Origin of the sequence: Nocardioides conyzicola, from assembly GCF_039543825.1 — a bacterium.
Taxonomy (GTDB): domain Bacteria; phylum Actinomycetota; class Actinomycetes; order Propionibacteriales; family Nocardioidaceae; genus Nocardioides; species Nocardioides conyzicola.
Genome location: NZ_BAABKM010000004.1, coordinates 85361 through 99348, shown reverse-complemented (window position 1 = coordinate 99348; position 13988 = coordinate 85361). Strand labels below are relative to the sequence as shown.

General features: G+C 71.9%; 13 protein-coding genes. 4 read left to right on the top strand and 9 right to left on the bottom strand.

The features are described from left to right. Positions 1–12 precede the first annotated feature (12 nt). A complete protein-coding gene (locus tag ABEA34_RS20315; protein ID WP_345523403.1) occupies positions 13–1377 on the top strand; it encodes an acyl-CoA dehydrogenase family protein in 1365 nt (454 codons plus the stop codon). Continuing rightward, on the top strand, positions 1377–2591 hold the full coding sequence (locus ABEA34_RS20310; RefSeq protein WP_345523401.1) for an acyl-CoA dehydrogenase family protein: 1215 nt from the start codon (positions 1377–1379) through the stop codon (positions 2589–2591). Before ABEA34_RS20315 ends, ABEA34_RS20310 begins: the two co-directional genes overlap by 1 nt. Here ABEA34_RS20310 and ABEA34_RS20305 read toward each other — a convergent pair. From ABEA34_RS20305 to galK, 3 genes are read right to left on the bottom strand one after another with little or no spacing between them, the layout of a single operon-like run. Then, on the bottom strand, positions 2584–3900 hold the full coding sequence (locus ABEA34_RS20305) for an LLM class flavin-dependent oxidoreductase (protein ID WP_345523400.1): 1317 nt from the start codon (positions 3898–3900) through the stop codon (positions 2584–2586). The two genes, ABEA34_RS20310 and ABEA34_RS20305, sit on opposite strands and share 8 nt — an antisense overlap. A gap of 29 nt (positions 3901–3929) precedes the next feature. Next, positions 3930–4370 carry a hypothetical protein gene (locus ABEA34_RS20300; RefSeq protein WP_345523399.1) on the bottom strand — a complete coding sequence of 147 codons (441 nt, stop codon included), beginning with the start codon at positions 4368–4370 and terminating at the stop codon, positions 3930–3932. Between the two features lie 26 nt (positions 4371–4396). Then, positions 4397–5572, bottom strand: coding sequence for a galactokinase (galK, locus tag ABEA34_RS20295; protein WP_345523398.1), 1176 nt, complete (start codon positions 5570–5572; stop codon positions 4397–4399). Positions 5573–5609: 37 nt separating this feature from the next. On the opposite strand from galK, the gene ABEA34_RS20290 reads away from it, so the two are divergent. After that, the gene (locus ABEA34_RS20290) at positions 5610–7046 is read left to right on the top strand and encodes a GuaB1 family IMP dehydrogenase-related protein (protein WP_345523397.1); all 1437 of its coding nucleotides are present in this window, start codon (positions 5610–5612) and stop codon (positions 7044–7046) included. On the opposite strand, the gene ABEA34_RS20285 is transcribed toward ABEA34_RS20290, so the two are convergent. Genes ABEA34_RS20285 through ABEA34_RS20260 form a run of 6 tightly spaced genes read right to left on the bottom strand, consistent with a single transcriptional unit; the run spans position 7047 to position 12242 of the window. Then, positions 7047–8735 (bottom strand): BCCT family transporter, encoded by a 1689-nt coding sequence (locus ABEA34_RS20285; protein ID WP_345523396.1) that lies wholly within the window; start codon positions 8733–8735, stop codon positions 7047–7049. It lies immediately after the preceding gene. 58 nt (positions 8736–8793) lie between these two features. Beyond that, positions 8794–9387 (bottom strand): LysR family substrate-binding domain-containing protein, encoded by a 594-nt coding sequence (locus ABEA34_RS20280; RefSeq protein WP_345523395.1) that lies wholly within the window; start codon positions 9385–9387, stop codon positions 8794–8796. 6 nt (positions 9388–9393) lie between these two features. After that, positions 9394–9657 carry a GlsB/YeaQ/YmgE family stress response membrane protein gene (locus ABEA34_RS20275; RefSeq protein WP_345523394.1) on the bottom strand — a complete coding sequence of 88 codons (264 nt, stop codon included), beginning with the start codon at positions 9655–9657 and terminating at the stop codon, positions 9394–9396. A 21-nt stretch (positions 9658–9678) separates the two neighbouring features. Beyond that, entirely contained in the window at positions 9679–10392 is a 714-nt protein-coding gene (locus tag ABEA34_RS20270) for an FAD-binding oxidoreductase (protein WP_345523393.1), read from the bottom strand. After that, a complete protein-coding gene (locus ABEA34_RS20265; RefSeq protein ID WP_345523392.1) occupies positions 10393–11004 on the bottom strand; it encodes a sulfite oxidase-like oxidoreductase in 612 nt (203 codons plus the stop codon). Between the two features lie 14 nt (positions 11005–11018). After that, positions 11019–12242: a hypothetical protein gene (locus ABEA34_RS20260; RefSeq protein ID WP_345523391.1), complete on the bottom strand. Its 1224-nt coding sequence runs from the start codon at positions 12240–12242 to the stop codon at positions 11019–11021. Positions 12243–12339: 97 nt separating this feature from the next. Between ABEA34_RS20260 and fadD1 the strand changes: the two genes are divergently transcribed. After that, a complete protein-coding gene (fadD1, locus tag ABEA34_RS20255; protein ID WP_345523390.1) occupies positions 12340–13929 on the top strand; it encodes a fatty-acid--CoA ligase FadD1 in 1590 nt (529 codons plus the stop codon). Positions 13930–13988 lie beyond the last annotated feature (59 nt).

The window sequence follows — 13988 nt, the reverse complement described above, 5'->3', positions numbered from 1 at the left end:
TACATTAAGGGCATGTCACTTCTCCAGAGCCTGCGTCCCGGTGGACGGCACGGCATCGCCTCCACGGAGACCCGCGACCCGATCGGGTACGCCGTCGCCGCGCTGAGCCGCCTCGCGCAGAGCGACGTCCTCGACCGCCTTGGGCTGCGCAAGCAGACCGAGACCGCCGTCTACACGGCCACCCGCAGCGGCTTCCGCACGATCACGACCGCCGGTCGCACCTTCGCCAAGGCAGGCAAGCAGGGGAGCCCCGGCGCCCGACCGGCACCCACCTCGGCGCGCGGGGTCTTCGACCTGACGCCGACCGAGGACGAGCAGATGCTCGTCGACGTGGTGACCGAGCTCGCCGCCGAGGTCCTCCGGCCCGCCGCGGCCGAGGCCGACGAGGCGTGCGCCGCACCGGACGTCGTCCTCAAGGCCGGCCTCGAGGTCGGCCTCCCGATCCTCGGGCTGCCCGAGGCGCTCGGCGGCATCACCGAGGAGCGCTCGGCCGTCGCCGGCGCCCTGGTCGCCGAGGCGCTCGCGCACGGTGACCTCGGGCTCGCCGTCGCATCGCTCGCACCCGGGTCGGTCGCCACGGCGATCGGGCTGTGGGGGAGCGACGCCCAGCAGCAGACCTACCTCCCCGCGTTCACCGACGACGCGGTCTCCGCGGCCGCGATCGCGCTCACGGAGCCGACGGTGCTCTTCGACGTGCTCGCACCTGCGACCACCGCGGTCCGCACCGACGACGGCTACGTGCTCAACGGCCTCAAGTCCGCCGTGGCCCGCGGGGCCGATGCCGAGCTCTTCGTCGTGGGGGCGTCCCTCGACGGCGCGCCGGTGCTCTTCCTCGTCGAGTCCGGCGCGGCCGGGCTCGAGATCGAGGCGGACCCGGCGATGGGCGTGCGGGCCGCCGGCCTGGCTCGCCTGCACCTGAGCGACGTCACGGTCCCGGCGGATGCGGTGCTCGGCGCGACCGACGGCACGACGTACGCCGAGTGCGTGCGGCTGTCGCGGCTCGCCTGGTGCGCGCTCGGGGTCGGCGTCGGGCAGGCGGTGCTCGACTACGTCACGCCGTACGTGAAGGAGCGGGAGGCGTTCGGTGAGCCGGTCGCCCACCGGCAGTCGGTGGCCTTCATGGTCGCCAACATCGCCATCGAGCTGCAGGCGATGCGGCTGCTCACCTGGAAGGCAGCCTCCCGGGCCGCCGCAGGCAAGGACATCGCGCGTGACGTCGCGCTCGCCCGGCAGCTCTGCGCGGACAAGGGCATGCAGATCGGCCTCGACGGCGTCCAGCTGCTCGGCGGCCACGGCTTCGTGAAGGAGCACCCGGTGGAGCGTTGGTACCGCGACCTCCGGTCCATCGGGATCATGGAAGGCACGGTGCTCATCTGATGGCGATCAACCTGGACGACCCGAAGAAGTTCCGCCCGCTCGTCGGGCAGGCCCACCAGGTCGCGATGAACATGCTGCGGCCGATCTCGCGCAAGTACGACCAGGCCGAGCACGCCTACCCCAAGGAGCTCGACATGCTCGCCGCGATGATCGATGGGCTCTCCGAGTCCGGCGCCAGCGAGGGTGCCGGCGCGGCCGGGGTGAAGCGCGACGACACGGCAGCGGACGACGGCGTGCGCAACGGCACCAACCTGGCCTCGGTGATGTCGATCGCCGAGATGTGCTGGGGCGACGTCGGGCTGCTCCTGTCGATGCCCCGCCAGGGTCTCGGCAACTCGGCGATCGCTTCGGTGGCCGACGACGAGCAGCAGGAGCGCTTCGCCGGGGTGTGGGCCGGCATGGCGATCACCGAGCCTGGCACCGGCTCCGACTCGGCCAACATCTCGACCACGGCCGTCCTGGATGGTGACCACTACGTCATCAACGGCGAGAAGATCTTCGTGACCTCGGGCGACCGCGCCGACGCGATCGTCGTGTGGGCGACGCTCGACAGGTCCCTGGGCCGGGCGGCGATCAAGTCCTTCGTGGTCCCCAAGGGCACGCCCGGCATGACCGTCGAGCGCCTCGAGCACAAGCTCGGCATCAAGGCGTCCGACACCGCGACGATCAGGTTCGAGGACTGCCGGGTGCCGGCGGAGAACCTGCTCGGCTCGCCGGAGGTCGACACCAAGCAGGGCTTCGCCGGTGCGATGGCGACCTTCGACAACACCCGTCCGCTGGTGGCCTCGATGGCCGTCGGCTGTGCCCGGGCCTCGCTCGACCTCACCCGGGAGCTGTTGTCTCAGGTCGGCGTCGAGGTCGACTACGACCGGCCGGCGATCACCCAGTCGGCGGCCGCCGCCAAGCTCCTCCAGATGGAGGCGGACTGGGAGGCGGCATACCTCTTGATGCTCCAGGCCGCCTGGATGGCCGACAACCGGCAGCCCAACTCGCTCGAGGCGTCGATGGCCAAGGCCAAGGCCGGCCGGGTCGGCTCGGACATCACGCTCTCGTGCGTGCAGCTGGCGGGGTCGCTGGGCTACAGCGAGACGGAGCTGCTCGAGAAGTGGGCGCGCGACTCGAAGATCCTCGACATCTTCGAGGGCACCCAGCAGATCCAGCAGCTGATCGTCGCCCGTCGGGTGCTCGGGCTCACCAGCGCCGAGCTCAAGTGAGGATCGCCGCCACCCCCGCGACGTCGTCGGGTCCCCTCAGGTCGGAGATCGCGAGGAAGACCGTGTCGACGCCCAGGTCCGCCAAGGCTCCGTAGCGGTCGAGCTGTCGCGGCGGCGGGTCGGCGAACTGGCGGCCACCCGGCGGTACGTCGAGCACGGTCACCTTCACGTCGGTGCCGGCGACCGCCGCGAGGGCGCGGTCGACCTGCTCGGTGCGGACGTTGACCGCGTCGGCCAGCCGGGCGCCGATGCGCAGCGTCCGCTCACCGGAGCCGCCGAGGACGATCGGGATCGGGTGGACGGGCCGCGGGTAGCACGTCGTCTCGGGCAGCCGGTCCGTGCCCTTGGTCCCGGGCGCCCACAGGTCGCGCATCGTCGCGATGGCCGACTCCACGAGGTCGAGCCGCTCGCGGGCAGGCGGGAACGGCAGGCCGTACGCCGCGTGCTCGCGCCCCCACCAGCCGGCGCCGAGACCCACGAACGCCCGACCGCCGGTGAGCACGTCGAGGGTGGCCGCCGCCTTGGCCGTGACGCCCGGCGAGCGGAACGTCACCGGCGTGACGAGGGTGCCGAGCTCCAGGCCGGTGTCGAGACCGGCGAGCAGTCCGAGCGTCACCCACGGCTCGGGGATCGGCTCCCAGGCCCGGCCGACCTGCGGGATCTGGATCAGGTGGTCCATCAGGGCGAGCCCGGCGAAGCCCGCCTGGTCGGCGGCCGTCGCGATCCCGGCCAGCCAGGCCGCCGGCTCCTCGCCCCACGGGAACCGACCCACCTGCAGCACGAACCGCAGCCCCTGGGAGCTGCGTCGCTCGGTCGGTCGGGTCGTGAGTCCCAGCGGGCGCTCGGGCGCGCGCTCGGACTCACGACCGGCATGCTCGACGCGGTGCACGGCGTCCCAGCCCTCGAGGTCGAGCACGGTGCCGATCGTGGCGGCCTTCCGGAGCTGACCGGTGATGACCTGCGCCGGCACCGGGCGCTCCCGCTCGCGGTTGCGCGCGCGGCAGAGCTCCGGGGGAGTGTCGAGCAGGACCACCACCGCCGGCAACGAGGCGGCGCGGGCGGCCGCGAGCCACGCCGTACGACGCGCCTCGTCGAGCCCCAGCGTGTCCACGACGGTCGTGAGACCGCGCCCGAGTCGGGCGGCGACGATGCGCTCGAGCAGGTCGAAGGCGTCGGCCGAGGCGTCCAGGTCGTGCGGTCCGCTGCCGACCACCCCGCGCAGGGCGTCGGACGAGACGACCTCCTCCGCGCGGAAGCGGGAGGCAGCCCAGGTGGACTTCCCCGCTCCGGACGGCCCGACCAGCACCACGAGCGCCGGGTCGGGCAGGCGGAGGTCCGTCAGCCCTCCGTCCCGGCGGCGGGGGACTTCTTCGCCGGTGCCTTCTTGGCCGGTGCCTTCTTCGCGGGCGCCTTCTTGACGGGCAGCTGGCCGCTCGGGGTGGTCTTCTTGGCGGGTGCCTTCTTGGCCGGTGCCTTCTTCGCGGGCGCCTTCTTGGCCGCGGCCGGCTTCATCTCGACGACCCGGGCGACATCGGCGGGCGTCGGCTGTCCTCGGTCCACGACCGGAGGCTTCGGCGCCGACGGCGGCGGGGTGGGCGTGCGCAGCAGCCGGTCGGCGACGGTCTGCGCGACCTGCCCGAACACCGTGAAGCCCAACGACACCGCCCCGCGGACCTGCCCGGCCGCCTTGCCGGCGGTGCCCACCGGATCGGCGACGGCCCCCCGGACGACATCGGTGACGGCTTCCTGGACCTTCTCGATCGGTGACTTGTCGGCCATGCCGAGGATTCAAGCACGGCCACCCGTCAGGTGCTGAGGTCGGCGGGCCCGCCCGGCTCGGCGCGGAGGTGCTGCGGCGCCCGGAAGCCCGCTGCTGCGAAGGCGGTGTCGATGGCGCGTACGGCGGCCTCGACCCGGTCGGTCGGGACCACGGCGATCGACGAGCCGCCGAACCCGCCGCCCGTCATCCGGGCGCCGATCGCGCCGGCCTCGACCGCCGTCGACACCGCGAGGTCGAGCTCCGGGCAGGAGATCTCGAAGTCGTCGCGCATCGACGCGTGCGAGGTCGCGAAGAGCCGCCCGACGGCCGCCCAGTCGTCGGTAGCGAGGGCGTCGACCGTGTCGGTGACGCGGGCGATCTCGGTGACGATGTGGGTGGCCCGGCGGCGGACCCGCTCGTCGGCGATCCCGGCCACGCCGCCGAGCGTCGCCTCACGCAGGCTCGCCACCCCGAGCGCCTCGGCGGCCGCGTCGCAGTCGGCGCGGCGCGCGGCGTACCCGCCGTCGACCAGGGCGTGCTGCACCCGCGTGTCGGTCACCAGCAGCGACAGCCCGGCCTCGGTCAGCCCGAGCGGCACGGCCCGCGCGGCGTCGTCGTCGAAGTCGATGAGCAGCGCCGCGTCGGCCACGGCCAGCAACGAGATCGTCTGGTCCATCCCGCCGGTCGGCGCACCCGCGACCTCCGTCTCGGCCCGGATGCAGGCCTGCACGAGCCGGTGCCGCAGGTCGTCGTCGACCGGCACCTCCAGCAGCGCACAGACCGCGAGCGCGACCGAGCACTCGAGCGCAGCCGAGCTCGACAGGCCGGCCCCCAGCGGCACCGTCCCGTGCACGACGACGTCCACGCCGGGCACGTCGAACCCGTCCTCACCCAGGGCCCAGAGCACCCCGGCGACGTACGCCGCCCAGCCGTCGACCTGTCCGGGGCCGACCGCGTCGACGGTGCCCGTCCACGGGTCGCCGCCGTCCCCGCTCGCGATCCGCACCACGCCGTCGTCGCGAGCCGCGAGCGCCGCGTAGGTCGCGTGCTCGAGCGCAACCGGCAGCACCAGGCCGCGGTTGTAGTCCGTGTGCTCGCCGATCAGGTTGACCCGGCCCGGCGCGCGCGCCACGACGGTCGCGTCCCCGTCGTACGTCTCCCGGAAGAGCGCACGTGTCGCCTCGGTCAGCTCCGACGGTTGGCCAGCCTCCACGAACGACATGCGCACACCCTAGAGACCGGCCGTAGACTGCTGCGACGTGCGGTTCCTCGATGCGACAGCCCCCGGCCACGACCTGACCTACGACGACGTGTTCATGGTGCCGCGGCACTCGGCGGTCGCGAGTCGGTACGACGTCGACCTGGCCACCAGCGACGGCACGGGCGCAACACTCCCGCTCGTCGTCGCCAACATGACCGCGATCGCCGGCAAGCGGATGGCGGAGACGATCGCGCGCCGCGGTGGCCTCACGGTGATCCCGCAGGACATCCCGACCTCGGTCGTGGCCGACGTGGTCGCGTTCGTGAAGTCGCGGCACCTGGTCTTCGACACCCCGATCGAGCTGACGCCCCAGCAGACCGTCGCCGAGGCGCTCTCGCTGATCCCCAAGCGGGCGCACCGCGCCGCCGTGGTGGTCGACGCCGGCCGACCGGTCGGTGTCGTGTCGGAGGCCGACTGCAGCGAGGTGGACCGCTTCGCCCAGGTCCAGCACGTCATGCAGCCGATCGCGGTGCGGCTGCGCGAGGACGCCGACCCTCGAGCCGCCTTCGACGCCCTGGACGCCGCGCACGCACCGCTCGCGGTCGCCGTGGACGACGACGGAGCCCTGGTGGGCGTGCTCACCCGCACCGGCGCCCTGCGCGCGACCCTCTACAGCCCGGCCGTCGACGCCACGGGCGGGCTCCGGATCGCCGCCGCCGTCGGCGTCAACGGCGACGTGGCGCTCAAGGCCAAGGAGCTGCTCGCGGCCGGCGTCGACTGCCTCGTCGTCGACACCGCGCACGGTCACCAGGACCGGATGCTCGAGGCGCTGGCCGCTGTCCGTGCCCTCGACCCGCAGGTGCCTGTCGTGGCCGGCAACGTCGTCGACGCCGACGGCACCCGCGCCCTCATCGGCGCGGGCGCCGACATCGTCAAGGTCGGTGTGGGTCCCGGCGCGATGTGCACGACGCGGATGATGACGGGCGTCGGCCGGCCGCAGTTCTCGGCGGTGCTCGAGTGCGCCGCTGCCGCTGCTGAGCTCGGCCGGCACGTGTGGGCCGACGGCGGCGTCCGCCACCCCCGTGACGTTGCTCTGGCCCTCGCCGCCGGGGCGTCCGCCGTCATGGTCGGCTCGTGGTTCGCGGGCACGCACGAGTCGCCCGGCGACCTGACGCACGACGCCGACGGACGCGCCTTCAAGGTGTCCTTCGGGATGGCCTCGGCGCGCGCCGTCGCCAACCGGACCAGCACCGAGTCGGCGTACGACCGGGCGCGCAAGGGTCTCTACGAGGAGGGCATCTCCTCGTCCCGGATGTACCTGGACCCTGCCCGCCCCGGCGTGGAGGACCTGATCGACGAGATCTGCTCCGGTGTCCGCTCGGCGTGCACGTACGCCGGCGCCACCACGCTCGCGGAGCTCCACGAGCGCGCTGTCGTCGGCGTGCAGTCGGCCGCCGGCTTCCACGAGGGCCGCCCGCTGTCGACCAGCTGGTAGCTACGCCTCGGGGTCCCGGTCGACCGAGATGACGAAGTCGTCACCGTGCTCGGTGACGCCTGCGACGACGGCCGCCTCGACGGCGTCGGCACCGTACCGGCGGCGCACCATCAACGGGTCGCTGCGCAGGTCCTTCATCAGCGACACGCACAGGGCGAGCATCACGACCACGAACGGCAGGGCCGCCACGATCGTGATCGACTGCAGCCCGGTGAGCGCGTTCGAGCCGCCCACGAGCAGCATCACGGCCGCGACCGATCCGGTCGCGACACCCCAGAAGACGACCGTACGGCGGCGCGGCTCCTGGCTGCCCCGCTCGGAGAGCGTCCCCATCACGATGGATGCCGCATCGGCGCCGGAGACGAAGAAGATCGCGACCAGCACCATCACGATGATGGTGGTGACGGTGGCGATGGGGTAGGCGTCGAGGGTGGTGAAGAGCTGGGACTCGATCTTGCCGTCGCCGGCGCCGGCGATGTCGGTCCCGGTCTGCTGGAGCTTGATCGCGGCACCGCCGAAGATGCAGAACCACACCAGGCTGACGAGGCTCGGCACGAGCAGCACCCCGGTCACGAACTGGCGGATCGTGCGACCGCGTGAGATCCGGGCGATGAACATGCCGACGAACGGCGTCCACGAGACCCACCAGGCCCAGTAGAAGATCGTCCACGACTCCAGCCACGAGTTCACGTCGTCGCCCTCGGCCGCGGTGCGCGCCGACATCATCGGCAGGTCGGCGAGATAGCTCCCGACCGAGGTCGGGATCAGGTTGAGCATGAAGATCGTCGGTCCGCCGACGAAGATGAAGAGCGCCAGCGCCAGCGCGAGCACCATGTTGATGTTGGACAGCCACTGGATGCCACGGGCGACGCCCGAGACGGCCGAGAGGATGAAGGCGACCGTCAGGACGGCGATGATCGCGATCAGCACCGCGTTGCCGACGGTGCCGATGGAGGTGACGATCTCGAGCCCGGTCCCGATCTGCAGGGCGCCGAGGCCGAGCGAGGCGGCGGACCCGAAGAGGGTCGCGAAGATCGCCAGCATGTCGATGACCCGGCCCCAGCCGCCGTGGGCGTGCCGACCGAGGAGCGGCTCGAACGCGGCCGAGATCAGCTGCACCCGGCCCTTGCGGTAGGTGCCGTAGGCGATGGCCAGTCCGACCAGCGCGTAGATGCCCCACGGGTGCAGCGTCCAGTGGAAGAGCGTGGTGGCCATCGCGGTCTGCACCGACCCGGCGTCGCCCGTGCCCGGAGGCGCATCCGTGAAGTGGCTGATCGGCTCGCCGACGCCGTAGAACATCAGGCCGATGCCCATGCCGGCGCTGAACATCATCGCGACCCACGACACCGTGCGGAACTCGGGCGTCTCGTCGTCGCGGCCCAGCGGGATGTCGCCGTAGCGGCTCGCTGCCAGCCAGATCACGAAGACGACGATCGCGCTCGCCGTGAGCACGAAGAGCCACCCGGTGTCCTCCATCACCCACGTCAGCGCCTTGTCGGACGCCGTGGCGAGGCTGCTCGTGCTGACGAAGCCCCAGACCAGGAACGCGATCGCGATCCCGGCGGTGACACCGAACACGATGCGGTCGAGGCCCCCTGGTCGGCCGGCGGCCTCGTCGAGCTCTACGTCGAGCGCGGGATGGGGCGCCGCTGCTGGTGGTTGGACACGGTCTTGCTCGTGAATGCTCACCTGAGGCGCCTACCCACGCGCGTCGTACGCCGAAACCCGGCGCCGCGCGAGACGAGACTCACCCGCGCGAGCTGCGCTCCGAGCGTCCGCGCACGATGCCGATGAACCGCTGCACCCACGGATCCTCGTTGTCGACCAGCCAGGCCAGGCCGATCGTGGTGGCCGGCAGGTCGGTGACCACGCGGTAGGTGACGTCCTTGCGGTGGTGGAGGCGGGCGACGGACATCGGCACGATCACCACGCCGGTGCCGGACGCGACGACCTCCACCGCGTCCTTGACCGTCATCTCGGGCCAGGCCAGCTGGTCGGCGTCGGGCGTCCACCCGGAGGAGTGGGGGAGCACCAGCTGCTCGTCGGCGAGGTCGGCCGTCGTGACCTCCTCGGCGAGCGTCAGCAGGTGCTCGCTCCCGATCACCGCGACCGGCAGCTCGTCGTAGAGCGGGATGCAGTGCAGGCCGTCCCGGTCCACGGGGAGCCGCACCAGCGTCATGTCGAGCGTGCCCTCGCGGATCCGCTCCTCCTGGTCCTCCTCGGAGACCGGGACCAGCTCGAACGGGTCGCGCGCATAGCGCTCACGCCAGGTGCGCGCCCACTTGTCGGGCGTGGCGCCGGTGACGAACCCGACGCGGAAGTGGCCGAAGGCCTGGCTCACCGCGGCTCAGGCCGTCTTGGACCGGCCCGCGTACCAACGCCAACCCGCCGTGATGAGCAGCGCGCCGACCAACGAGCCGATGATGCCGCTGGCCCGCAGCTCGATGCCATCGCCGGCCAGCAGGCTGATCAGCAGGCCTCCGACGAACGAGCCGACCAGCCCGGCGACGATCGCCAGGGTCCAGTCGATGCCGCCGCCGTCACGGCCGAGGATGAGCTGGGCGCCCGCGCCGATCAGCATGCCGAAGAGGATGATTCCCAGGATGAGCATGTCCCGAGCCTAGTGCCACGGTCACCCGGTCTCGCCGAACTGCTCGACCCGGATCGCGTCGGTCGGGACCCCGGCGTCCTCCAGCAGTCGGGTGGCGTACGACGCGAAGCCGACCGATCCGCAGACGTAGGCGCGCTCGGCGCCGGCGACGAGGTCCTCGACCTCGGCGGGGTACGGCGGGGCCGCGACCCGGTCGCCTCCCCCTTCCACTGCCAGGTTCTCGCGGGTGAGCGCGATGAACGCGCCGTACCGCTGGAGCTCCGCGGCGTACGGGAGGTCGTCCCAGGTCCGCGCGACGACGACCACCTTGAGCTGGTCCTGGAGCCCGAGGCGACGGGCGTAGCGGGTCATCGCGACGATCGGCACCACGCCGGACCCGCCCGCCACGGCGACCGAGGGTGCATCGCCCTCCCAGACGAACCAGCCGCCGATCGGGCCGCGGAGCTCGAGGACGTCGCCGACGGCTGCGTCGTCGTGCAGGAAGCCGGAGACCTCGCCGCCGGGCAGGCACTCGACCATCAGCTCGAGCAACGGGTCGTCCGGGTCGGACGCGATCGAGTAGGACCGCTGGGCCGTGTAGCCGTCAGGAGCCCGGAGCCGGACGACGTAGTGCTGCCCGGGCAGGTGGTCGACCCGGTCCTCCACGTGGAAGCGCAGCCGCACCAGGCGGTCCGTCGGGTGGTCGAGCTCGATGATCGTGCCGGTGGTCCAGCCACCGGCGGGAGCGGCGCCCACCTACGGGTCGCCCTGGTAGCGCTGCTCGAGCCACGGGTCGCCACGGTCGTGGTAGCCGTTCTGCTCCCAGAAGCCGGGCCGGTCGCGCTCCATCAGCTCCAGCCGGGTGACCCACTTGGCGGACTTCCAGAAGTACAGGTGCGGCACCAGCAGGCGCACCGGGCCACCGTGCCCGCGGGCGAGCGGCTTGCCGTCGAAGTCCCAGACGACCCAGGCCTTCCCGCCGGTGAGGTCCTCGAGCGGCAGGTTGGTCGTGTAGCCGGTGGTCGAGTGCGCCATCACGAACTTCGCCTCGGGTCGCGGCCCGGCCGCCTCGAGCAGCGTGTCGACGCTGACCCCGGTGAAGGTCGTGTCGAACTTCGACCAGGTCGTCACGCAGTGGATGTCACCGAAGTACGTCGACTCCGGCAGCGCGTGGATCTCGCGCCACGACCACGTCTGGGGGCTGTCGACGAGGCCGTCGACAGTCATCGACCACTGCTCGACGTCGAGCTTCGGAGTGGCCTCGGCGGTGAGCGTCGGCCAGCCGCTGCCGGTGTCGTACTGACCCGGAGGCAACCGGTCGGGACGCTCGGGTCGACGCTTCCCGAGGAAGCCGCGAGTGATGGGCACAGGACAAGTATGGGTCAGAGCACCATGATCGGTATCGACTTGCGGGTCTCGAACTCGAACGTCGCCCCGGTGCTGAAGCGGGTGACCGCGACCTCGCCGAACTCCGGAGCCGCCTCGTCGCGCCGGACGAGCGTCGCCGTCCACGACCCGGCGTCGCCGGTGATGTCCACGTCGAGGTGCGGGTCGATCGCGCGCACGGCGGCCTGCAGCGGCCGCGGCTCGTCGGGTCCGCACAGGGCGATCCAGGCCCCGTCGGTGGTGGCGTCCGACGGCTCGACGACCAGCGTGTACCCGTCGACCGAGGCCTCGACGTACGCCGCCGGGTTGAGCAGCGGGTGCAGCTCCAGCACCCGCAGCGCGCCCTCCGGCGTGTCGGGCAGCCCGAGCGCGTGCTGGATCCGCTCCGCCGCGATGCCGGCGATGCCGATCAGCTGCTTGGTCGTGATGTCGACCGCCTGCGCCTCGTCCGAGGAGCGGTTGCGGACCGCGAGCACGAAGGACAGATTGAGCAGGTGCATCTGCAGGCAGACCTCGTCGGCGATCCGGACCAGGGCGGAGTGGGAGAACGCCCCGAAGTCCACGTCGGCGAGCAGGTCGCCGGTGTAGTCGGCCAGGCCCTCGTCCGTGGGGTCGATGGGGTCGAGCTCGACCACCGCGGCCCGGGTCCTCTCGATGACGTAGTACGGCGCCAGCGGGGTCACCTGGGGATGCGACTCGTCGATGACGACGGTCCACGCGCAGTGCGGGTGCTGGTCGGCCGAGGCCCGCGGCGGGCGGTGCACCGGTCGCACCTGGGCCCTGGGGTTGGTCGCGACCGCGGTGGCGTCGAACGTGGGGTCCTCGATGTCGTGGCACATCGAGCGCACGTAGGACTCGCCCATCGGCTCGACGTCCATCAGGGCGCCGCAGTGGTCGAGGTGGAAGGTGCCGTGCCAGCGGTCCTGGACGTCGTACCGGAAGTCCATGAACTGCGGGGGAGCGCCGATGTCGAGCTGCAGGCCCTTGAAGATCGTGAGGACGTCGGTGCCCTCGTACCCCAGCGCCTTCTGCATCCGCCGCGTGTAGATCGGGCTGGACCCGGCCCACTCCTCGATGGCGACCTGCGCCATCTCCTCGCGGCCCCACGCCGAGATGCACCACGCCATGCCCGAGCGGTCGATGAGCTGACCGATGAGCAGCAGCTCGGGCACCAGGGTGGCGAGCTGCGCGCGGTCGAGGCTGGCGAACCTGCTGGTCATCGGTCCCTCCGGGGCGGCGTACGAAGAACTAGAACGTGTTGCAGACTAGACGATCCTCACCTAGTTTGACGCGTGTCAACAATCTGGAGGAGATGACGTGGCCGAGACGGTCCAGCAGCTGTTGCGCGAGCGCGCGGAGGACGACAACACAGCGGTGCGGTACGGCGAGGACAGCTGGACCTGGCGCGAGCACGTCGCCGAGGCATCGGCCGTCGCGGCCGCCCTCATCGGCATCGCCGACGCCGACCGCCCGATGCACATCGGCTCCCTGCTGGGCAACGGTCCCGACATGCTGAGGGCGATGGCGGCGGCCGGGCTGGGCGGGTACACGCTCTGCGGCATCAACAACACCCGACGCGGCGGGGGCCTGCTCAAGGACCTGCGCCGGGCCGAGTGCCAGATCCTGGTGACCGACGCCGAGCACCGCCCGCTGCTCGACGGCCTGGACCTCGACGGCGTACGCGTCCTGGACACGTCCACCCAGGAGTGGCGCGACCTCGTCGCGGGCGCGGGTGACCTCACTCCGGTGCGCGAGGTCGAGGCCATGGACACGTTCATGATGATCTTCACCTCCGGCACGAGCGGCGACCCCAAGGCCGTCCAGGTCAACCACCTCATGGTGCTCTTCTCCGGCCTCAACCTGCAGGGGCGGTTCGGTCTCGGCCCCGACGACGTCTGCTACGTCGCGATGCCGCTCTTCCACTCCAACGCCGTGGTCGCCGGCTGGAGCCCCGCCGTCTGCGGCGGGTCGACGATCGTCCCGGAGAAGTTCAGCGCCTCGCGGTTCCTCCCCGACGTGCGCAAGTACGGCGTCACCTACATGAACTACGTCGGCAAGCCGCTGGCCTACGTCCTCGCGACGCCCGAGCTGCCCGACGACGCCGACAACACCCTGCGCGTGGCGTTCGGCAACGAGGCCAGCGACCGCGACATCGAGGAGTTCATGCGCCGGTTCGACTGCGACGTGTGGGACGGCTTCGGCTCCACCGAGCTGGCCGTGATCATCACCCGCGAGCCGGGCACCCCGAAGGGCTCGATCGGCAAGGGCTTCGACGGCGTCGCCGTCTACAACTCCGAGACGATCACCGAGTGCGCCGTCGCCGTCTTCGACGAGAACGGCGCCCTCACCAACGCCGACGAGGCCACGGGCGAGCTCGTCAACACCCAGGGCTCCGGCTACTTCAACGGCTACTACAACGACAAGTCCGCCAACGACGAGCGGATGCGCCACGGGATGTACTGGTCCGGCGATCTCGCCTACCGCGACGCCGACGGGTGGATCTACCTCGCCGGGCGTACGGCGGACTGGATGCGCGTCGACGGCGAGAACCTCGCCGCCGCCCCGATCGAGCGGGTCCTGCAGCGCCTGGACGCGATCAACCGGGTCGCGGTGTACGCGGTCCCGGACGAGCACGTCGGCGACCAGGTGATGGCGGCGATCGTGCTCCAGGACGACGCCACCCTGTCGCCGGCCGAGCTCGAGCAGTTCCTCGCCGGGCAGGCCGACCTGTCGGCCAAGGCCTGGCCGCGCTTCGTCCGGATCGCCACCGACCTGCCCAGCACCGCGACCAACAAGGTGCTCAAGCGCGAGCTGGCCGCCGAAGGACCGGTCGCGGGCACCGGTCAGCTGTGGACCCGGGACGCCCGCGGCACGACGTACGCGGTCTCGGCCGGCGTGCCGGCCTGACCGGAAGTCCCCGGACTCGCTCCGACCGGTTGGTATCTTCCTTCCCGGGATCGACCGGG

Bases quoted from the DNA above. Each gene is read 5' to 3' on its own strand.
- ABEA34_RS20315 (WP_345523403.1), top strand. From the start codon at position 13: ATGTCACTTCTCCAGAGCCTGCGTCCCGGTGGACGGCACGGCATCGCC.
- ABEA34_RS20310 (WP_345523401.1), top strand. From the start codon at position 1,377: ATGGCGATCAACCTGGACGACCCGAAGAAGTTCCGCCCGCTCGTCGGG.
- ABEA34_RS20300 (WP_345523399.1), bottom strand. From the start codon at position 4,370: ATGGCCGACAAGTCACCGATCGAGAAGGTCCAGGAAGCCGTCACCGAT.
- galK (WP_345523398.1), bottom strand. From the start codon at position 5,572: ATGTCGTTCGTGGAGGCTGGCCAACCGTCGGAGCTGACCGAGGCGACA.
- ABEA34_RS20275 (WP_345523394.1), bottom strand. From the start codon at position 9,657: ATGCTCATCCTGGGAATCATCCTCTTCGGCATGCTGATCGGCGCGGGC.
- ABEA34_RS20260 (WP_345523391.1), bottom strand. From the start codon at position 12,242: ATGACCAGCAGGTTCGCCAGCCTCGACCGCGCGCAGCTCGCCACCCTG.